This is a genomic window from Mesorhizobium sp. M0563 (genome assembly GCF_040321065.1).
Classification (GTDB): Bacteria; Pseudomonadota; Alphaproteobacteria; order Rhizobiales; family Rhizobiaceae; genus Mesorhizobium.
The window spans coordinates 1-19622 of record NZ_JAMYQV010000035.1 but is presented as its reverse complement, the minus strand read 5'-3'; the positions used below and the strand labels follow the sequence as shown (position 1 = coordinate 19622).

General features: G+C 60.4%; 18 protein-coding genes, 2 pseudogenes and 1 riboswitch. Of the genes and pseudogenes, 3 read left to right on the top strand and 17 right to left on the bottom strand.

From position 1 onward, the window contains the following. Positions 1 to 65: 65 nt before the first annotated feature. The 17 genes and pseudogenes from NKI50_RS29065 to NKI50_RS28990 all read right to left on the bottom strand — a co-directional run bounded on the left by NKI50_RS29065 (position 66) and on the right by NKI50_RS28990 (position 16536). Positions 66 to 1103 (bottom strand): ABC transporter ATP-binding protein, encoded by a 1038-nt coding sequence (locus NKI50_RS29065; RefSeq protein WP_352718412.1) that lies wholly within the window; start codon positions 1101 to 1103, stop codon positions 66 to 68. Continuing rightward, positions 1100 to 2101 (bottom strand): ABC transporter ATP-binding protein, encoded by a 1002-nt coding sequence (locus tag NKI50_RS29060; RefSeq protein ID WP_352718443.1) that lies wholly within the window; start codon positions 2099 to 2101, stop codon positions 1100 to 1102. The genes NKI50_RS29065 and NKI50_RS29060 overlap by 4 nt, the downstream gene beginning before the upstream one ends. Before the next feature lie 7 nt (positions 2102 to 2108). Next, positions 2109 to 2990, bottom strand: a complete 882-nt coding sequence (locus tag NKI50_RS29055) for an ABC transporter permease (protein ID WP_352718409.1) — start codon at positions 2988 to 2990, stop codon at positions 2109 to 2111. 1 nt (position 2991) lies between these two features. Then, positions 2992 to 3933, bottom strand: coding sequence for an ABC transporter permease (locus tag NKI50_RS29050; RefSeq protein ID WP_352718407.1), 942 nt, complete (start codon positions 3931 to 3933; stop codon positions 2992 to 2994). A 3-nt stretch (positions 3934 to 3936) separates the two neighbouring features. Next, complete coding sequence (locus NKI50_RS29045) at positions 3937 to 5541, bottom strand: ABC transporter substrate-binding protein (protein ID WP_502900397.1); 1605 nt, start codon at positions 5539 to 5541, stop codon at positions 3937 to 3939. Positions 5542 to 5851: 310 nt separating this feature from the next. After that, positions 5852 to 6096: pseudogene (locus NKI50_RS30605) on the bottom strand (D-amino acid dehydrogenase); the annotation flags it as partial. 71 nt (positions 6097 to 6167) lie between these two features. Next, entirely contained in the window at positions 6168 to 6401 is a 234-nt protein-coding gene (locus NKI50_RS29040; RefSeq protein ID WP_023731894.1) for a hypothetical protein, read from the bottom strand. A 2-nt stretch (positions 6402 to 6403) separates the two neighbouring features. Beyond that, entirely contained in the window at positions 6404 to 8080 is a 1677-nt protein-coding gene (tnpC, locus tag NKI50_RS29035; protein WP_352718401.1) for an IS66 family transposase, read from the bottom strand. Positions 8081 to 8146: 66 nt separating this feature from the next. Next, positions 8147 to 8461 (bottom strand): IS66 family insertion sequence element accessory protein TnpB, encoded by a 315-nt coding sequence (gene tnpB / locus NKI50_RS29030; RefSeq protein ID WP_352718398.1) that lies wholly within the window; start codon positions 8459 to 8461, stop codon positions 8147 to 8149. A gap of 29 nt (positions 8462 to 8490) precedes the next feature. Then, positions 8491 to 8844 (bottom strand): IS66-like element accessory protein TnpA, encoded by a 354-nt coding sequence (gene tnpA / locus NKI50_RS29025; protein ID WP_031239744.1) that lies wholly within the window; start codon positions 8842 to 8844, stop codon positions 8491 to 8493. Between the two features lie 96 nt (positions 8845 to 8940). Continuing rightward, positions 8941 to 10140, bottom strand: a complete 1200-nt coding sequence (locus tag NKI50_RS29020) for a glycine C-acetyltransferase (RefSeq protein ID WP_352718395.1) — start codon at positions 10138 to 10140, stop codon at positions 8941 to 8943. A gap of 427 nt (positions 10141 to 10567) precedes the next feature. Further along, the gene (locus tag NKI50_RS29015) at positions 10568 to 11515 is read right to left on the bottom strand and encodes an aminotransferase class IV (protein ID WP_352718393.1); all 948 of its coding nucleotides are present in this window, start codon (positions 11513 to 11515) and stop codon (positions 10568 to 10570) included. Positions 11516 to 11722: 207 nt separating this feature from the next. Continuing rightward, positions 11723 to 11956, bottom strand: a complete 234-nt coding sequence (locus tag NKI50_RS29010) for an Lrp/AsnC ligand binding domain-containing protein (RefSeq protein WP_352718391.1) — start codon at positions 11954 to 11956, stop codon at positions 11723 to 11725. A 35-nt stretch (positions 11957 to 11991) separates the two neighbouring features. After that, on the bottom strand, positions 11992 to 12174 hold the full coding sequence (locus tag NKI50_RS29005) for an Lrp/AsnC family transcriptional regulator (protein ID WP_352718388.1): 183 nt from the start codon (positions 12172 to 12174) through the stop codon (positions 11992 to 11994). Between the two features lie 462 nt (positions 12175 to 12636). Beyond that, positions 12637 to 13066, bottom strand: a pseudogene (locus NKI50_RS29000) (GlcG/HbpS family heme-binding protein). Between the two features lie 8 nt (positions 13067 to 13074). After that, the gene (locus NKI50_RS28995; RefSeq protein ID WP_502900396.1) at positions 13075 to 15210 is read right to left on the bottom strand and encodes a malate synthase G; all 2136 of its coding nucleotides are present in this window, start codon (positions 15208 to 15210) and stop codon (positions 13075 to 13077) included. Positions 15211 to 15294: 84 nt separating this feature from the next. Continuing rightward, on the bottom strand, positions 15295 to 16536 hold the full coding sequence (locus tag NKI50_RS28990; protein ID WP_352718383.1) for a D-amino acid dehydrogenase: 1242 nt from the start codon (positions 16534 to 16536) through the stop codon (positions 15295 to 15297). Between the two features lie 138 nt (positions 16537 to 16674). Beyond that, a riboswitch (glycine riboswitch) is annotated at positions 16675 to 16765 on the bottom strand. Between the two features lie 534 nt (positions 16766 to 17299). Here NKI50_RS28990 and NKI50_RS28985 point away from each other — a divergent pair. The 3 genes from NKI50_RS28985 to NKI50_RS28975 form a co-directional block, all read left to right on the top strand. Continuing rightward, positions 17300 to 17755 (top strand): Lrp/AsnC family transcriptional regulator, encoded by a 456-nt coding sequence (locus NKI50_RS28985; RefSeq protein WP_352718380.1) that lies wholly within the window; start codon positions 17300 to 17302, stop codon positions 17753 to 17755. A 329-nt stretch (positions 17756 to 18084) separates the two neighbouring features. Beyond that, positions 18085 to 19044: an aminotransferase class IV gene (locus tag NKI50_RS28980; RefSeq protein ID WP_352718378.1), complete on the top strand. Its 960-nt coding sequence runs from the start codon at positions 18085 to 18087 to the stop codon at positions 19042 to 19044. Between the two features lie 67 nt (positions 19045 to 19111). Next, positions 19112 to 19622: aminotransferase class I/II-fold pyridoxal phosphate-dependent enzyme (locus NKI50_RS28975; protein ID WP_352718375.1), on the top strand; the 511-nt coding region annotated here is incomplete at its 3' end.

The following is a 19622-nucleotide window of genomic DNA, read 5'->3' as shown; positions in this document are numbered from 1 at the left end:
TCTCCACCTTTCATGAGCGAACGTTCAACAGTGACTATGTCAGCCCCTCAATGCCTTACCACCGGTCACGAGGCCGATTTCGCATGTGCAAGCCGGAACTCGTGGGCGTGTAGTCGACTGGATTTGTCCTCGGCCGGAGCGCGCACGTGACAGGCCACGACGCGGCCTTCGGCCGTCGGCACCAGGAGCGGCACTTCGATGCGGCAACGCTCGACCGCGAGTGGACAGCGTGGGTGGAACGCGCAGCCTTTTGGCGGATTGATGGGGCTCGGCACTTCGCCCTCGATGGGTGCCTCTAGCCGAACCCGCGTCGGATCCGGCACAGGAGCCGCCGCGATCAGCGCCTCGGTGTAGGGATGGACCGGCTTGGCGAAGAGCGCCTCGCTCGGGGCGAGCTCCACGATCCGCCCAAGATACATGACGGCGACGCGATGCGCGATATGCTCCACGACGCCGAGGTCATGCGAGATGAAGACGAGGGCGATGCCAATCTGCTGCTGGAGATCCAGAAGCAGATTCAGAATCTGTGCCTGCACGGAGACGTCAAGGGCTGACACCGCCTCGTCGGCGATGATGAGCGAGGGGTTAAGCGACAGGGCGCGTGCAATTCCGAGCCGCTGGCGCTGACCGCCCGACAATTCGGATGGGAGCCTGTGCATCATCTCAGGCGACATTCCGACTTTTCGGAGAAGGTCCGCGGCGAGCGCGTCGCGCTGCTTGCGGGTGAGGCGCTCGAAATTCTCCACGGGCTCGGTGATGATTTGCCCGGCGGTAAGGCGCGGGTTCAGCGACGAGTAAGGATCCTGGAAGACCATCTGCATCCGACGGCGCCAAGCGTGAAGCGCGTCCTTCTTGAGGCCCGCAATATCGGTCCCGTCGATTAGCACGCGGCCGCCCGTCGGCTCTACCAGCCGCATCAGGAGCCGCGCGACAGTCGACTTGCCGCAGCCGGATTCACCGACGATGCAAAGCGTCTCGCCCGCCTCAACGGTGAAGGATACATCCTGCACCGCCCGGATCACCGGGATGGTCTTCTTCAGGAATCCCGCACCGAGCGGATAATGCTTGGTCAGATTGTCGACTTTCAGCAGAGGACCATTCATGCGCCCATCACCTCTTCGGCGCGCCAGCAAGCTGCGGCGTGGCCCGACCCGACATCACGCAGGACGGGCGCCTTTTCGCGGCATATGTCGGTAGCGAACGTGCAGCGAGGTGCAAAGCTGCACCCGACAATGGGCTCGCGCAGGCTTGGGACAATGCCGGGGATTTCTGGAAGGCGGCGCTGACGGCCGCGCCGCGGATCAGGCACCGATCGCATGAGGCCCTGAGTGTAGGGATGCGCCGGACGCGCAAAAAGATCTATCACGTTCGCCTGCTCAACGATCCGGCCAGCATACATTACGATCACGCGTTGGCATGTCTCGGCGACAACGCCCAGATCATGCGTGATGAACATGACGGCCGTTCCCGTGCGCTCTTTCAGGTCGACGATGAGCCGCAAGATCTGTGCCTGGATTGTGACATCGAGCGCAGTCGTCGGCTCGTCGGCGATCAACAGTTCCGGCGAGCAGGCAAGAGCCATGGCGATCATGGCGCGCTGGCGCATCCCGCCGGACATTTCGTGCGGATAGTTGTTGACGCGACGCTCCGGGTCAGCGATGCGGACGAGACGCAGCATCTCCTCGGCCTTCGCCATGGCAACGGACCGCGAGGCCTTGGTGTGGATCTGAACTGCTTCGGCGATCTGGTGGCCGATCGTATAGACCGGGTTCAGGCTCGTCATCGGCTCCTGGAAGATCATGGCAATCTGGTCGCCGCGGATCTTTCGCATCTCCCGATCAGACAGGTCGAGGAGGTCGCGTCCACGAAAACGGATCTCGCCGCCGACTGTCCTGGCGGACAGCTTCGGCAGCAGGCGAAGGATGGAGAGAGCAGTGACGCTCTTCCCGCATCCCGACTCGCCGACCACGCCGAGTGTCTCGCCTTTCTTCACCTGGAAGCTGATGCCGCTGAGCGCGCGGGTAACGCTGTCTTCGCCGTAAAAGTGCGTCTCAAGGCCTCGAACATCGAGAAGCACATCGTTCCCTACAGTTTGATGCATCTGCACGCTAGCGCCTCCGCTTGGCGCGGGGGTCGAACAGGTCGCGAAGGCCGTCCCCGAGCAGGTTCACAGCAAGGACCGTGACGGCAAGACAGATGCCCGGGGCGAAGATCGTCAACGGGGCGATGGCGAGATACAGGCGCGAACTGGCGATCATGTTGCCCCAGCTCGGAATCTCGGGCGGCACGCCCACGCCGAGGAAACTCAGCCCCGCCTCCGTCAGGATCGCACTGGCGCAGACGGTGGCGCCCTGGACCATAAGCGCCGGAATGGTGCTCGGCAGGATGTGCCGCCACAGCACCTTGGGCAGGCGCGCACCGCCGCAGAGCGCGGCCTCCACATAGGGACGCTCGCGAACACCCAGAACCACCGAACGAACCAGCCGCGCGACGGCTGGCGTCTCGGGGATTGCGATGGCAACGATGAGGATGCCGATGCCGGGGCCCGTTAGAGAAATGAGCGCAATCGCCAGCAGAATCGTCGGGATCGACATCAGGCCGTCCATGACCCGCATGACGACGTTGTCGAAGCTGCGGCTATAGCCGGCGATGACACCTATCAGAAGCCCGGTAAGAGCCGCGCACGCCGCCGACAGCAATCCGACCATGAGGGAGATTCGGGCGCCGAAGATCGTTCGCGCAAGCACGTCCCGGCCCAGATTGTCGCTCCCGAACCACATCTCGGCGGACGGCGGCTGGAGGCGCTTGAACGGATCCATGTTCACCGGATCGCCGACGTAGAGCGGGGCAGCGAGCGCCAGAATAATCAGGAGCGCCAACACGCCGCCGCCGACCAAGACCAGCGGGTGCCGCCTTGCCAGACGGGGAACATCGGCTAGCTGCAGCCGACCCATCGGCACGGCTTCAACAGGTGCGGAGAGGAGGGTCATATCAGTACCGGATACGGGGATCGATCAGCGTGTAGGCCAGATCGACCGTGAGGTTGATAAGGACGTACAGACCCGAAGTCAGGATGAGCACGCTCTGGATTATGGGATAGTCGCGGTTGTTGATCGCATCCACGACCAGACGACCGATACCGGGTATGTTGAACACCGTTTCCGTGAGGACGACGCCGCCGATCAGATAGGCGAAGCTTATGCCGATGACGGTCAGGATGGGGACGCCGGCATTCTTAAGAGCGTGGTGGAAAAGCATGGCATAGGACGAAGCGCCCTTGGCGGCGGCCGTTCGCATATAGTCTTCCGACAAGACCTCGAGCATGCTCGCCCGCGTGACCCGGGCGATGAATGCAATGTAGCCAAGACCCAAAGCCACGGTGGGAAGGATCAGGTGCACAAACCACGGCCCGAAGCCACCATCGATCGGCGCATATCCCTGGACCGGTAGCCAGTGTGTCCTGATGGCGAAGAAATATATCAGAAAATAACCGATGACAAAGACCGGGACGGAATAACCGAGTGCCGAAAAGGCCGCGAGGAGTCGGTCGACGAAACCGCCAGTTCGCCACGCGGCGAGGATACCGAAGGAGACCCCGACCGTCACCGAAAGGATCATCGTCAGGCTCGACAGGGAAAGGGTCGGTTCAAGCCGCTGCGAGATGAGCTCGAGAACCGGTCGGCCAGAAAAAATTGAGATCCCAAAATCACCGCTGAGGATGCCCAATGCCCAGTGTACGAATTGAACGGGCAAAGGTTCGTTCAGTCCCAGCCGCTCCCGAATGGCGGCGATCATCTCCGCCGTGGCCGACTTACCGGCGATTATGGCTGCAGGATCTCCCGGCGCGAGCCGGAGAAGCAGAAAGACGAAGGCTCCGACCATCGCCATGACAGCGATGGTGGAAACCAATCTGCGTAGGATGTAGACGGACACGCGTCACGCTTTCTCTATGTTCCACAATGGAACGACATCCGACGATACCTCGATAAGTCCTGTGAGCGACTGGCGGCGCGCAATTGGCGTCACGATCTGGCCCAACCGCACGTCCCCTACGAACTCCCACCAGATCTGCTGCATCTTTCGAGCTAACGCCTTTCGCTCATCCAGCGTTTCAACGTCAGGCCATTTGGCGCGAAGAGCCTCATACTCGTCGTTCTTCGGCCAGCCGAACCACCCCTTCTCGCCGCTTGCGTTTAGGAACACTGCTGAGATGGGATCGGCCTGCGCCGGCTCGGGATCGTCAGTAATGAAGATGCTCCAGCCGCCGCTGTCAACAGGACCTTTGTTTGCCCGCCGGGCGGCAACGCCGCCCCAGTCGCTCGGTGCAAGCTCGGCATTGATCCCAATCTTTCGCAGGTTCTCCGCCAAAAGCTGCGAGGCGCTGTTGCCGGCCGCCCAATTCGTAGGCTGAAGAATGACAATCTTCTCACCGGCATATCCAGCATCCTTGAAGAGCTGCTTGGCCTTATCCGGGTCGCCACCCTTCTTGTACCAACCGGTATTTTCGTCATTTGAATAAGGCGTAGTGTTGCCAAATATCGAAGTGACAGCGTGGCCATATTTGGAGTCAGGTGCCGTAACGCGCAAAAACGCCTCCTGGTCGATTAGGTGAAGCATCGCTTGGCGCGCTTTCACGTTATCAAACGGCTTCTGCAGGTGGTTCATGCGCAGGCACATGTCTACGCCCGACTTATTCAGAACCTGGAGTGCAAGACTGGAGTCGCTTTCGATCGTTGAGTAAAGGTCAGCAGGTGGGAACCGAACGAAATCAAGCTCACCCGCTTGCAAGGCTGCTAAAGCCGTTTGGTCATCGGCAATACTGTCCCAGATGACGCGATCGACCTTGACGATTTTCCCTCCGGCAAATCCGTCGGGAGCCTCCTTGCGCGGCACGTATTTTTCGTTGCGATCATAAGTAAAAATCGCGCCCGGTTTCGCAAGATCCTTGTTGAAGGTGAACGGCCCCGATCCGATATTCGTCGTAACCTTTTCGGTAGCAGGCCGGTCAGCGTGCTTCTCGGGCATGATGTACAGCAAGCTTCCAGAAATCGTCGCCAATATATCTATCAGCAGCCCTAACGGCTGCTTGAGCGTGATGGTAAAAGTCTTCTCGTCCTTCTTTGATATATCGCTGGCTCGCGCCATGATCAGTTGGCCACCGGAAGCCACTTGACCCCATCGGCGGATCGACGCGACACAGTCGGCTGCGGTGACGGGAGTACCATCATGCCAAGCCAAGCCATCCCGGAGCTCAAATGTATAAGTCTTCTTGTCATCGGAAACGCCCCACTTCCCCACCATTTGCGGCTGCGGCAATGACTTGGAGTCGGGCGCAAACAACGTATCGTAAATTGCCAGGCCATGGATCTGGGTGGACGTATCGGTCGTAAAGATCGGATCGAAGACTTTGAGGTCACCTAGCGCCATACGGACCGTCCGTTCAGACGTTGGCGCTGTCTGCGCTCGCAAGACCGACGGGATCGACAAAGCCGTTCCAGCGGCCATGCCCATCTTAATGAGATTGCGTCGAGAGATTTCCACGTTCGGTTCCCCTTTCGAGTTCATGGCGCGGTTAATCCGCGCTTTTTTGAGTTTTGCGGACGCCACCAGAGCAGGATGCCCTTGTCGTTTCTAACAAGCGCCTGACGGGTGGTGGCAATTGGGCAAGACTAGCACCCGGCCGGAGTACAGTTTGCACCAAAATGCGTCGACTGCTGAAATACAGGCCCCACAAAGTGACGGCGTTTGAAATATCTCAGCCTCCGCTGGCGCGAAAGCTTATCTTCGGTTGCAGACCCACGAGCGTAAGCGGGAATTTTCAAGCGGCGCGCCAGACGCGAGACGGGGGAACGTGATCGAAATCGATTTCTTCCCGCTCGGCGATCAAAAGACATATGTTTTTGTGCCATGATCGCGAGCTTTGTCGTCCTTACAGTATTTTCGCTATAGTTAGCGATGTTCGCCACAAATTCCGCCAGCCAGCTGTATTCGTGCCAACTGGGGGCGGCGGGCTCATCAGATGTGGCGCGTCGCGTTTGATCATCCACTTGATCCCTTGAGAATCGTCGCCCAGCGGCTCCAGACTTCAGCGTTGGCTTATGTTGTACGCATCCGGTGAAGACCGCAGACGTGCGCATCCGGCAGCCAGGAGAACCGGAGTGCTGGGGTCAAGCTTTCTTTGGGGAGACGCGATGATATTCTTCGAGGAGGAGTTTGACCTCCTCGATGCCTTCATCGGTGAAGGCCAAGATCCCGTCGTCATCGTTGGCGCCGTAGACCCAGATGACGCCGTCCTCGGGCTCGAGACCGAGGGTCAGGTCCTGGATGAGCGCTTCGCTGACGCCGAGGTCCCTGGCGACACGATCGACGGTGTAGACGTGATGCACCTTATTGCGCTGCATGATCAGGCCGCCGCTGGTTGGGTCCGCAATTTTGCGGATCTCCAATTCCACGGCAGCAAATCATCGATCCGATGGGCCGGATAGGCGGGCAGTCGGGCGAGGACGTCGGCGAGCCAGGCCTGCGGGTCGACATCGTTCATCTTGGCGCTGACGATCAGGCTGTAGAGAACGGCCGCGCGCTGTCCGCCGCGATCGGAACCGCAGAACAGCCAGGACTTTCTTCCGAGAGCGATGCCGCGCAGGGCTCGCTCGGCTGCATTGTTGGATAGGCAGATCCGCCCATCGTCGAGGAACCGGGTGAAGGATGACCAGCGGCGCAGCATGTAGTTGAAGGCCTTGGTCAGGTCGTGCCCGCGCGAGAGCTTGTCGCGCGTCTTGATCATCCAGCGCTCGAGCTCGGTGACCAGCGGCGCGCTCCGCTCTTGGCGCACGGCGTGGCGTTGGGCCGGCGACAGGCCGTTGATCGCGCGCTCGATATCGAACAGGGCATCGATGCGCTTCACGGCTTCGACCGCCAGCGGATAGACCAGGTTGGGCTTCTCGCCGTGCGCCTTCTTGCGCGCCGCCGCTTCGATATCGGCCAGCTCGAACACTTTGCGCCGGCTGTGGGCCCAGCAGCTGGCTTCCAGAATAGGCGCCGGCTGACGACCCGTCGCATAGAGATCGCCATAACCACCAAAGGCATCGGCCTGCAGAATGCCGCTCCAGCCGGCAAGATGCGCCGCGGGATGTTCGCCTCGGCGATCGCGGGAATAATAGAACACCGCCGCCGGCGGATCGACACCGCCGAACGGTCGGTCATCACGCACATAGGTCCATAATCGGGCGGTATCGGTCTTGCCCTTGGCCAGGACCGGCACCGTCGTGTCGTCGCCGTGCAGACGCGAAGCGGCCAGCACATGGGCTTCGAGCCGCTTGAACAGCGGCATCAGCGCCGCGACGCCGGCGCCGACCTGGTCGGCGAGCGTCGACAGGCTGAGCGGCACGCCTTCGCGGGCATAGCGTTCGGCCTGGCGGTTGAGCGGCTGATGCTGGCCGAACTTCTCGAACAGGATCATCGCCAGCAAGCCGGGACCGGCCCAGCCGCGCGGGGTGGCGTGGAACGGCGCCGGAGCCTGGCTGATCGCCTCGCAGTCGCGGCAGGTGAACTTCTCCCGCACGTGCTGGATCACCTTCCATTGCCGCGGCACCACCTCCAGCGTCTCGGTGATATCCTCACCCAGCCTGCGCAGCCGATGACCGCCGCAGCAGTGGCAAGCGGTCGGCGCCGGCTCGACCACGCGTTCGCGCGGCAGGTGCTCGGGAAATGGCTGGCGCGCCGGTCGCTTGCGCATGTAAGGCGCCACCTCGGTGGTCCGGGCCGCGGCCTGTTCGGCGGCGATCTCGTCTTCCGTCGCGGTGCTCTCGAGTTCCTCGAAGGTGAGTTCCATCTGGTCGTGCAGGCGGGCTGAGCGTTCAGAACTTTGACCATGCAGCGCCCGCTGCAGCTTCCGGATCGTCAGATGCTGATGCGCGATCAGCGCCGCATCATCCGATGCCTTGGCCCTGGCGACCGCCAGTTCGGCCTCGACCAGCGCAGCGCGCGCGGCCTCGTCTTCGGCTCTGGCCAGCGCCGCGGTCAGCGCTGCTCTCAGCGCGCCAATATCGTCCGGAACAGCATCCTGGGCGGTGGCAACCATGCCCTGGAGTGAATCATAAAACGCGTCCGCTGACTCGCGGAAAATGGCGCAAACTCAAAGAAAAACTCAGCCCGCGCGCTGCGGGCGGAACGTGTGAAGCGGGTTGCGCCAATCGATCCCGTCGAGCATGTAGGCGAGCTGCGCCGGTGATATGGAAACCGTGCCGTCCGCCGGCGACGGCCATAGAAACCGGCCCTTCTCGAGCCGTTTTGCATACAGCGACATGCCGAGCCCATCATGCCAGATAATCTTGATCAGATTGCCGCTGCGGCCGCGGAAGACATAAAGATCGCCGGCATGCGGATCCCGGCCCAGCGTCTCCTGAACCTGCAGAGCGAGGCCTTGCATCCCGCGACGCATATCGGTCCGGCCGACCGCCAACCAGATCCGCACCTGGCTCGGAACCGGGATCATGAAACGCCCAGCGCCTTCACCATCGCTGCCGCCAGTGTTGGCGGCGTGGTCAGCGGAATCCGCAGCCGCACCTTGCCGGCGACCTCCAGCTCGATCACCGCTGGGGATGCCGCCGGCCGCGAAACGGCGACAGGCTCATCGGGAGCCACGACAACTTCGGCAAAGCCCGTCTCGCGGGCTCTCACCGTGCGGCGCCACTTATAGATCAGGCTGGTCGCGACATCGTACTGACGCGCTACCGCCGCCACTGTGGCCCCGGGCGCGAATGCCGCGGCCAATATCCGGCACTGATCCTCTTCACGCCAACGACGACGACGCTCCGGCCCGGTCAATAACGTCACATGGCTCATGCTGTGCTGCTAACTGCGCTCGTAAGGGCGACCTTAAGAGCGCAGCCTCGCTACCGTGCCGTCCTCTCGCAAGGCGGCCTTCGCCGGAGGGTATCCTTATGTTCGACATGGGATGACTCCCATTTCCCTGCCCACCTCGGTGAAGGCCTCGACGGCACGGTCAACATCCGTGCTCGTATGCGCGGCAGACATCTGCGTGCGGATGCGCGCCTGACCCTTCGGCACCACGGGGAACGAGAAGGCGGTTACATAGACGCTGCGCTCAAACATCTTCTCGGCCATTTGCTGCGCGAGGCTCGCGTCGCCTAACATCAAAGGGATGATCGGGTGGTTCGCACCAGCAAGCGTGAAGCCCGCCTTCGATATTTCCGAGCGGAAGCGGTCGGCATTGGCATAAAGCTTTTCGCGTAGCGCATCACCTTGTTCGATCAGATCGAACGCCTTCAGCGACGCCCCTGCTATGGCTGGCATCAGCGTATTGGAGAAGAGGTACGGCCGTGAGCGCTGGCGAAGCCAGTCGATGACCTCGCGCTTTCCTGACGTGTAGCCGCCCGAGGCGCCTCCAAGCGCCTTGCCGAGCGTGCCGGTGATGATGTCCACCCTGCCCTCGACGCCGCAATGCTCGGGCGAGCCGCGGCCATTGTTGCCGACGAAGCCGACCGCATGGCTGTCGTCGACCATGACCATGGCGTCGTATTTGTCGGCGAGGTCGCAGACCCCCCTGAGGTTGGCGATAATGCCGTCCATGGAAAACACGCCGTCGGTGGCAATCAGCCGGAAGCGGCAATCCCGCGCGTCCTTCAGCCGAGCCTCCAGCCCGGCCATGTCGTTGTTGGCGTAGCGGAAGCGCTTTGCTTTCGATAGCCTGACACCGTCGATGATCGAGGCATGGTTCAGCGTATCTGAAATGATAGCGTCCTCCTCGCCGAGCAACGTCTCGAACAGGCCGCCATTGGCGTCAAAACAGGATGAATAGAGGACCGTATCTTCCATCTGGAGAAATGAGGAGATGCGCGCCTCGAGCTGCTTGTGCTCTTCCTGAGTGCCGCAGATGAAGCGCACCGAGGCCATGCCGTAGCCATAGCGGTCGAGCACAGCCTTAGCCGTAGTCCGCAGATCTTCATTGTCGGCGAGGCCAAGATAATTGTTGGCACAAAAATTCAGGACCTTGCTGCCATCCGCGAGTTCGATCTCGGACGATTGCGCCGAGGTCACGACGCGCTCGGATTTGTAGAGCCCCGTGGACTTCAAGCCGGCCAGTTCCGCCGACAAATAGGCAATGAAAGCGTTCTTCATCTGCAACTCCGCAGGAACGGCATGACGTTAGCCCTCACAAGAACATTACCTGTGAGGACTGGACACTCATCACCGAATGGTAACGGCTGCCGATTCAGTCAATCCCGCGCCCGCGCGCGTCGAGACAAGAGGTAGAGTGGCCAGCTCCGAGCCCGTCTTATCCCACAGGATTTGTGACATCGAGCAGACCGGCATCACGATCTCGCGTAAAATCGACAGGTCGGTCGCCTCGTTGAGGTAAGCGTCGTCGGTGCATGACGCGAGCTCGGCACCGCAGCAAGTTGCCACACCCTTGGGGACCCCAACCCAATCCAGGGGCGCTGCGCCGAGGCGCGCCGGCTTGGCTTTCTGGAGTTTGCGTGACGACAGCTTATCGTCATCGTCACGATCCCGATCGCCAAGTTTGCTGTCGCATGGCTCATTCTGATCACGGGTAGATGACAGCAGTCGACCATGCAGGATCGTCGTGCTTTTGCCAGTAGAGATCCATGAGCCGGCGGGTGACGGGTCCGACGCGCCCATTAGCGATTGCGGAGTCGTCGATACGCGTCACGGGCATAATGCCGCCGGCAGTCGACGTGATGAATACCTCGTCAGCCGCTTTGATCTTGGCGCGACTGACATCCGTAGCCGTGGCCGGGAGCCCCATCTCGGCACAAAGGTCGAAGACAGTCCGGCGCGTGATGCCTGGCAGCACCCCAAAAGCTGGCGTCCTCAGGGATCCGTCCTCAACAACGAACACATTGAAGCCGGGGCCCTCCGCAACGTGTCCGTTCGCATCCAGGATCAGCGCTGTTTCCGCCCCCATGTCGTAGGCTTCAAAAAGGCCCTTCACGAGATCGAGCCAATGATAGTTCTTGATTGAGGGATCAATCGATTTTGGCGGGATGCGGACGGTATTGCTGATTGCAACATGCAGGCCTCTTTCCAGCTGTTCCTCGTTGGCAACCGACCCAAACGGGACGGCGAATGCCATGAAGCGGTTCTCCGCCTGGCGAGGATCGCGACTGAACGTCGGCGATGATCCACGCGTGCAGATCATCTCCACGTACGCCGATTTGTGGCCCGACAAAGCGACGCAATCGTTTAGGATCGATGTTATTTTCTCACGATCATAGGGCAGCTTCATTCGCAGCCGTTCCATACCTTGGAAGAACCGGTCAAGGTGCAAGTCCAACCGGAAGAATCTGCCATTCCAGACGTGCACCGTGTCGTAAGTCGCGTCGGAGTGCAGGAAACCCCAATCGAGCACGGAGATCTTGGCCTCGGACATCGGTAGGTATTGTCCATCCATGAACGCAACCCCGCGCGGGTAGCGCCGTCGATCAACGTAATGCTCCTCGACAGTTGGAAGCGCAGGTAAGAGCTGTGTCATCGGGGGCGCCATACTTCTTCCTTACACCGGGACGGTTGCTTTCCCGCGTGAAACGGTCGGGCAACCCGCACCGTCCTGACGCAAGATCAACTGCGCCCTCTAGATCGCACAGTTGATTAGGCGAAAAAGCTCAATCTGACGCTGAGCGCGCAATGGCGGTTTCAAAAAGGAGCCCGGAGTGATGACTTCAGCGCAACCCGCCCAACGCTACACCGCAACGCGTGGCTCGAACTTGACACGATCAAGCGAAATCATGCTCCGGAATTTTCGGACATTGGGGTTGGTATAGAGCTTTGTCTTGACGAAGACGTCAAAGGCCTCGACGTCCTCAACGGAGACGAGCAGCACGAAATCGGCGTCGCCCGTAACCATATAGCACGGGGTAACCTCTTTGGCCGCGCGCATCGCGCTTGAACTCATCGACAAGGTCAAGACGCTCACGGTCGAGCTCTACCATGACGACAACGGTGAGCAACTTACCAAAAGCCTTCGCATCCACCAGCGAGATGTCCGCAAGGATCACACCATCCGAACGCGAGCTTGTTAACTCGACGCATACATGACGCTGCCGAAGAACCGGCCAGTTCCGCCAGTTCGGCAAAAGAGAGCCGGTTGTTCTTTTGTAGAGCCGTAAGGATCCTTCGAGCTAGGTCATCCAAGGAATAATGTCTGCTATGATTGCAACTTCAATCATCGCCCGAAGTGGCGCCACAATCATTGCAGCTTGCCCTGAAAATTGAAATAATCAAAACAATCTTGACGCTTCCGACCGCAAGAATTCGCCGCTGCCTCGGCCTAGGAGTCCGTCAATGTGCGCTGCAAAGCCCAAACCGCACCGCAACAGGCCTTAACAACTGGCCAGTCAAAGCTAGTGCGCGCGATACTGTCGGCGGCCGGACCGCCGTGATTTTCATCGACCTTCGGAGACGAGCGAAGCGATTCAGGGCGATCCCGCGTCGAGTAGCGTGGACCCCCCTCGCGAATATGCAGGAGATGATCGTGTTGCGCAGGAAAGGTGCGGGGCCTCTGCATGGTTCATGACCCCGGCTCCTGTTGCATCGAGCTTACGTCGACACAAACCACAGCGGTCTAGTTCGCAGCAACAGGCTTGCACTCAGGCCTTAGGCTGGCTGCGCGACTAAGTTAGCTGCCGTGATGGCAGATATGGCCACGGCCTCGTCATTGTCGGAGGTGTCTCCGGTGATGCCGACTGCGCCCAGCAGCGTTCCATCGGGTGCTGCACAAGAACGCCTCCCGGAACGGGCACGATCCGGCCGCCCGACACTGCATTCAGCCCGCAATGAAGTGCGGCCGGTCAGCCGCAGCCTTGTCGAGCCAGCGTGACCCGAAGCCGACGGCCAACGCGCCGTAGGCCTTGCCGGCAGCAATCTCGAAGCGCAGCATTGAGGCACCATCTTGCTTCTGGAAAGCGATCAGATGACCGCCTGCGTCCATGATGGCGACGCTCAGGGGCTTGAGACTTTCGTACTTTGCCTTGGAGAGCGCGGCTTCAATCATGGCATTGGCACTAGCGAGGTTAAGCGCAGTCATATTCATAGTCATTTGTACTGATTGGATCGGTTGGGGCTCGCCTTCAATTCCAGCCTCCTGGCATGCAGCACCGGCTCCGTATACCCGCTCGGCTGCTTGTGGCCCGTGAAGATCAGATCCGTTGCCGCCGTGAACGCGATCGAATTGGCGAAATCCGGTGCCATCGGCCGGTAGAGCGCATCGCCGGCATTCTGCTGGTCGACGACGCCTGCCATGCGCTTCAGCGTCTCCATGACCTGGTCGCGCGTGCAGACGCGATGATGCAGCCAGTTAGCGACATGCTGCGAGGAGATGCGGCATGTGGCCCGGTCCTCCATCAGCCCGACATCGTTGACATCCGGCACCTTGGAGCAGCCGACGCCCTGGTCGACCCAGCGCACGACATAGCCCAGAACGCCCTGGCAATTGTTGTCGAGCTCCTCCCGGATGTCGTCAGGCGTCCAGTTCGGACGCGACACGACCGGCACGGAGAGGATGTCGTCAAGCTTCGCGCGCGCCCGGCTCTTCAGCGTCTCCTGCACGGCATGGACGTCGACCTTGTGGTAGTGCGTGGCATGCAGGGTTGCGGCCGTCGGCGACGGCACCCAGGCGGTGTTGGCGCCGGCCTTAAGATGCCCGATCTTCTGCTCCAGCATCGCCGCCATCAGGTCCGGCATCGGCCACATGCCCTTGCCGATCTGCGCGCGACCCTCCAGCCCGCAGGCCAGCCCGATATCGACGTTCCAGTTCTCATAGGCGCCTATCCAGGCCGACTGCTTCATGTCGGCCTTGCGGATCATCGGCCCCGCTTCCATCGATGTGTGGATCTCATCGCCAGTACGGTCGAGGAAGCCGGTATTGATGAAGACGATGCGCTCCTTCGCGGCGCGGATGCATTCCTTGAGATTCACCGTGGTGCGGCGCTCCTCGTCCATGATGCCCATCTTAATCGTGTTGGGCATCATGCCCAGCACCTGCTCGAGGCGGCTGAATAGCTCCACCGCGAAGGCAACTTCCGCCGGCCCATGCATCTTCGGCTTGACCACATACATGGAGCCGGCCGGCGAGTTCGCCCGACGCCCGCCCTTCTTGCCGATATCGTGGAGCGCGATCGCCGCCGTCATGATCGCGTCCATGATGCCTTCGGGCACCTCGTTGCCGTCGCGGTCGAGCACGGCCGGATTGGTCATCAGGTGGCCGACATTGCGCACCAGCATCAGCGAGCGGGCGCGAACCGAGAACTTCGAGCCGTCTGGCGCGGTATAGGTGATGTCCGGCGACAGGCTGCGCGTGAAAGTCCGGTCCGCCTTGGTCACTTCCTCCGTCAGGTCGCCCCTCATCAAGCCGAGCCAGTTGCGATAGACCGCGACCTTGTCCTCGGCGTCCACAGCTGCGACCGAATCCTCGCAGTCCATGATCGCGGTGATCGCCGATTCCAGACGCACGTCGGAGATGTCGGCGTCATCGACCTTGCCGATCGGCGACGTCGGGTCGATGACGATCTCGATATGGATTCCGTTGTTCTTCAACAGGAAGTGAGTCGGCGTGTTCGCCTCGCCCAGATAGCCGACGAACTGCTCCGGCTTCTTCAGCTTCACCGCCTTGCCATCGACCGTCGTCAGCGCCAGCGCGCCGTCCGCCAGCACGATCTTCTGGACGTCGCTCCAACTCGCACCGCCAAGCGGAACGCTCTCGTCGAGGAATTTGCGCGCCCAGGCGATCACCTTCTCACCGCGCACGGCATTGTACCCCCTCCCCTTCTCCGCGCCATCGGCTTCCGGAATGGCGTCCGTGCCGTAAAGCGCATCATAGAGTGAGCCCCAGCGCGCATTGGCGGCGTTCAGCGCATAGCGCGCATTTATCACCGGCACTACCAGCTGCGGCCCCGCGACAGTTGCGATCTCCGGATCGACGTTCTTCGTCGAAACGCTGAAATCCGGCCCTTCCGGCACTAGATAGGAAATCTCCGTTAGGAAGTCCCTGTACTTCGCCAAATCCTCCGGCTGGCCGTTGCGGCGATGCCAGTGGTCGATCTTCTCCTGGATCTCGTCGCGGAACGCCAGCAGCTCGCGGTTGCGGGGGGTAAGATCGTTCACGATCGATGAGAAAGACGCCCAGAAGGCTGAATTGCCGATGCCCGTGCCCGGTAGCGCCTCGTCACGCATGAAGTCGTGCAGCTCCCGCGCGATTTTCAGCCCGGCAGTCTCGATGCGGACAGCGTTTAGCTGCTGGTTGTCCACCTTATCCTCCTATACCACCAGACGATTGTCGACAGGAAGATCTTGTGCGACGACCTCAGCCAACATCGCTGATGTCGCGGCAGACAGTGTCCAGCCAAGGTGCCCGTGGCCGGTGTTATAGTAAACGCCCGGCGCCTTCCCTTTGCCGACACGCGGCATCATGTTCGGCATCATAGGACGGAGGCCCGCCCATGGCACGATGCGGTTCGTGTTGACGCCCGGAAAGAGTTGCCGCGTCCAGTCTACCAGAGGTCTTACCCGGTCATCCCTTATGTCCCGGTTCTGGCCGTTGAACTCTGCGGTCCCAGCCACTCGGAAGTGCGCTTCGCCAAGCCGGCTGGTCACGATTTTGGCCCTGTCGTCGAGGATACTCACCCAGGGAGCGGCTTCCTGTGCCGCATTGTCCCCCAGCTGTATCGTGATCGAGTAGCCCTTGACAGGATAGATGTTGAGACGATCGCCCAGCATCGCCGCGAAGTCACGGCTGTTCGAGCCCGCGCATACGACGATCGCGTCGGCTTCGATAACCTGCGCCGGGGCAGCTTGGCTCGAGTACGTCACCCTGAAGCGACCGCGTCGCTCAATTCTTGTCACCGACGCGTCGTAGTGGAAACTTCCACCGCGCCGTTCGCATGCGCGGGCCAAGCCGGTGGTATACTTGTGGATGTCACCTGTTGAGTCCGAAGGTGTGTAGAACCCACCATAGAAAGCGCCCTGCAAGGCCGGCTCAATGGACGCGATCTCGCCAGCCGTGACCGGCCGCCTGTCAAGGCCCCCTTCGATGAGGAGTTGGTTGACTTTCGTGCCGTGGTCGAAGCCCGGCTTGTCCCAATAGACATGAAGTATCCCGCGACGAACGTGGTCGAAATCGATCCTCTCACGCTCAGCGATGTCAAACATGTGCCTGCGCGCAGCGATAGCCAAACGGGTGGTGGCAACAGTATTCTCGCGGTACTTCGCGATATGGGATACAAATTCCGCAAGCCAGCTATACTTGTGCCATGTCGGCGCCGGGTTGATGAGGAGTGGCGCATCGCGCCTCGCCATCCACTTGATGCCTTTTAAGATGGTCGACCAGTGGTTCCAGACTTCCGCATTGCTCGCTGATAACTGGCCGCCGTTTGCAAACGAGGTCTCCATTGCGGCATAGCGCTGACGCTCTAGCACGGTGACCTCATAGCCGTGTTCCAAAAGGGTATAGGCTGTCGACACGCCGGTAATGCCGGCACCAATCAAAACAATCTTGGGCATTTCGCTCTCCAGACAAGACAATGGGTTCAGGCCAGTCGGCCCGCGGCTCTTCCCCAAATCTGTCACTGTACCTGAGAGCTTGACCGGGTGGCCCGGCTTTCCCCTTCGGTGGACGCTCTGGCGTCTCTCTCCAGATTGTTCGGCGGCACGGTCGCTTGTACCTGAGAGTTTCCTTGGGGGGTTGCTCCGTCGGTGTCGGCAACGTGCCGATCTCTCCCGTACTGCCTATCGAACAGTCCGTTTATAGCTCCGTCCAACGATGGTTACAGCCACGCTTGCCCCTCAATGGTGAAACAGGCCCATCATTTTCGCCAGCAAGCTGAAACGCGTGAACTGAGGATGCCCGTTTCTTCGGCAACCAGCGGGACACTCGAACATCTCATGGAGCATGTTCTCAGGCCCCCGAACCACGGAGCCGCTTATGTCAATGCGCTGCTCGCCGCCGTCGGCTACAACTGCCTCTTGCTCAACTGGCTTAGGCTTTTGTTTGCCTACTTCCTAGCCCTGTTCGCAACCGCCGCAGCGCCGCCGGTTCAGCCGCGATCAGCCTAACCGAAGTGCCGATACCGCCCAGCCGACCGCCGTAAGTTTGGAATGGTTTAGGCAAAACTCACGCTCAGGTGAAAAGAAACGGTCGCGTATCGGCTATGATTGCAACGATGGCACCTTTTGAATGGAGTAGCGTTTCATTGAGCGTCCGATCTTGCAACGAGCGTTTCGGACCGCTAATGCCACATCTTGGTTTCGCATCTAGGGTATCGGGATGATAGATGACCTTGACCGGCGGATCCTCGGCGTCCTGCAAAAGAACAACAGGTTTTCGTTCGCCGAGCTTGCGGATCTCGTGGGCTCCTCTGCTGCCTCATGCATGCGCCGCGTGAATAAGTTACGCGCCGACGGCGTTATCACCGCTGATATCTCCCTGGTTGATCCCAAAGCGCTCGGGAAGTCGCTGATCGTGGTCGTAACGGTGGAGCTTGATCGCGAGCGTTTAGATCTTGTCGATGACTTCAAGCGAGCAATGAGGGCGGCGAAAGAGGTCACCCAATGCTATATGGTGACAGGTGATGCTGACTTCGTTCTTATTGTAGCAGTGGAGGACGTCGAGGCCTTTGACGTTTTTGTAAAGACCAAACTCTACACAAATCCCAATGTGCGCAAGTTCAAGAGCATGATTGCGCTGGACCGCGTGAAGTTCGAGCCCCGGACGCTAGTATAGCGTTGTACGGCTGAACGTTTCCGCCACTCCTGCCCCCATTTTGAAGCGTCCGTTGCGGCTAGAGGGCCAGTTTGATCGCAATCAGTGCATCGAAGTCTGCAAACTAATTGGATCACAGGGTGACCGGCGGCTGGCCACAAATGGCTTTATCGCCCCGCTCAAGTGGTAGTCGATCGCGCTGACGACATTTGGCACGCGCGGCGTGCTTGCGGTCAGAGGTGCGCCAACATTTGAATTGCTGGGATGTGGAGTCGCTGGGCGGTTCTGCGGCGGTCAATCGTAATCGGGTGTGCGGAGCGCCTGGACTGCAAGATTTGGAGGACTCAGGAATGACACTTGCTGCAGCCGAACCTGCAACGGCTCTCCCTGCCATAAAACAGCGGCACCGGGATCAAAGGCAATATCCTCACGGCGTGGCCTTCATGGATGGTCAGTACCTTCCAATGTCCGAAGCCAAGGTGTCCGTTCTGGACTGGGGCTTTCTGCATTCCGATGCCACCTACGATACCGTTCATTTGTGGGATGGGAGGTTCTTCAGGCTGGACCTGCACATGGACCGATTCTTCCGCGGAATGGAAAAGCTGCGCATGAAGCTTCCCTACAACCGCAGTGGGATCGAAAAGATCCTGTCGACCTGTGTGGCGCTGTCCGGGCACAAGTCGGCCTATGTCGAAATGATCTGTACGCGAGGCGGCTCGCCGAACTTTAGCCGTGACCCGCGCCAGTCGGAGAACAGGTTCATCGCATTCGCGGTGCCTTTCGGGTCGGTTGCCAACAAAGAGCAGCTGGAGCGCGGCCTGCATGTCGCCATCAGCAACACCGTACGGATCCCGCCCAAGTCGATCGATCCGACCATCAAGAACTATCACTGGCTCGATTTGGTGAAGGGCCTCTTCGATGCATACGACTACGGTGCCGAAACTGCATTGATCGTCGACATCAACGACAACATTGCCGAGGGGCCTGGCTTCAACGTTTTCACCGTGAAGGGCGGCCGCTTGAAGACACCGGCTTATGGCGTCCTTGCCGGCATTACCCGCCAGACCGTATTTGATCTATGCGGCGAATTGAGCCTATCCGTCAGCGCGGGCGACGTTGATCGCGACGAACTGAAGGACTCCGACGAGGTTTTCATTACGTCTACAGCGGGCGGGATCATGCCGGTGTCCAAGATTGACGAGACCGTTATAGGCGACGGCAAGGTTGGCGCTCTGACTCGCCAGCTGACAGACCTGTATTGGGAGAAGCATGCCGATCCGGCATGGTCGACCGCGGTAAATTACGCATAGTACCGCGACACATTGTCGAGCTTTCTTCCCCCGCGCGGCGAGGGGGTGTGCTGCCGTGAGTCTGCCGATGACCGACGCTTTCATTTCTCATCTCTCGAATGAGCTTGCCGGCCTGAAGTCGGCCGGCCTCTACAAATCCGAGCGGGTAATTGCCTCGACGCAGTCGGCCGAGATCGAGGTTGGCGGCGAGAAGGTGCTGAATTTCTGCGCCAACAACTATCTCGGGCTCGCCGACAGTACCGAATTGCGCGAGGCGGCCAAGCAGGCGCTCGACCGGTATGGCTACGGCATGGCATCGGTGCGCTTCATCTGCGGCACGCAGGAAGAACACAAGCAGCTCGAGGCGACCATTTCTGACTTCCTCGGCATGGAGGACACGATCCTCTACGGCTCCTGCTTCGACGCCAATGGCGGCCTGTTCGAGACGCTGCTCGGCGAGGAGGATGCGGTCATCTCCGATGCGCTGAACCACGCCTCGATCATCGACGGGGTACGGCTGTCGAAGGCAAAGCGCTTCCGCTACGCCAACAACGACATGGCCGATCTGGAGGCGCGGTTGAAAGACGCGAGCGACTGCC

Bases quoted from the DNA above. Each gene is read 5' to 3' on its own strand.
- NKI50_RS29060 (WP_352718443.1), bottom strand. From the start codon at position 2,101: ATGCATCAAACTGTAGGGAACGATGTGCTTCTCGATGTTCGAGGCCTT.
- NKI50_RS28995 (WP_502900396.1), bottom strand. From the start codon at position 15,210: ATGCGTGACGAGGCGCTACCGGGCACGGGCATCGGCAATTCAGCCTTC.
- tnpA (WP_031239744.1), bottom strand. From the start codon at position 8,844: ATGAGCCATGTGACGTTATTGACCGGGCCGGAGCGTCGTCGTCGTTGG.
- NKI50_RS29040 (WP_023731894.1), bottom strand. From the start codon at position 6,401: ATGCAGCGCAATAAGGTGCATCACGTCTACACCGTCGATCGTGTCGCC.
- tnpC (WP_352718401.1), bottom strand. From the start codon at position 8,080: ATGGTTGCCACCGCCCAGGATGCTGTTCCGGACGATATTGGCGCGCTG.
- NKI50_RS29065 (WP_352718412.1), bottom strand. From the start codon at position 1,103: ATGAATGGTCCTCTGCTGAAAGTCGACAATCTGACCAAGCATTATCCG.
- NKI50_RS28980 (WP_352718378.1), top strand. From the start codon at position 18,085: ATGACACTTGCTGCAGCCGAACCTGCAACGGCTCTCCCTGCCATAAAA.
- NKI50_RS29015 (WP_352718393.1), bottom strand. From the start codon at position 11,515: ATGACACAGCTCTTACCTGCGCTTCCAACTGTCGAGGAGCATTACGTT.
- NKI50_RS29020 (WP_352718395.1), bottom strand. From the start codon at position 10,140: ATGAAGAACGCTTTCATTGCCTATTTGTCGGCGGAACTGGCCGGCTTG.
- NKI50_RS29055 (WP_352718409.1), bottom strand. From the start codon at position 2,990: ATGACCCTCCTCTCCGCACCTGTTGAAGCCGTGCCGATGGGTCGGCTG.
- NKI50_RS28985 (WP_352718380.1), top strand. From the start codon at position 17,300: ATGATAGATGACCTTGACCGGCGGATCCTCGGCGTCCTGCAAAAGAAC.
- NKI50_RS28990 (WP_352718383.1), bottom strand. From the start codon at position 16,536: ATGCCCAAGATTGTTTTGATTGGTGCCGGCATTACCGGCGTGTCGACA.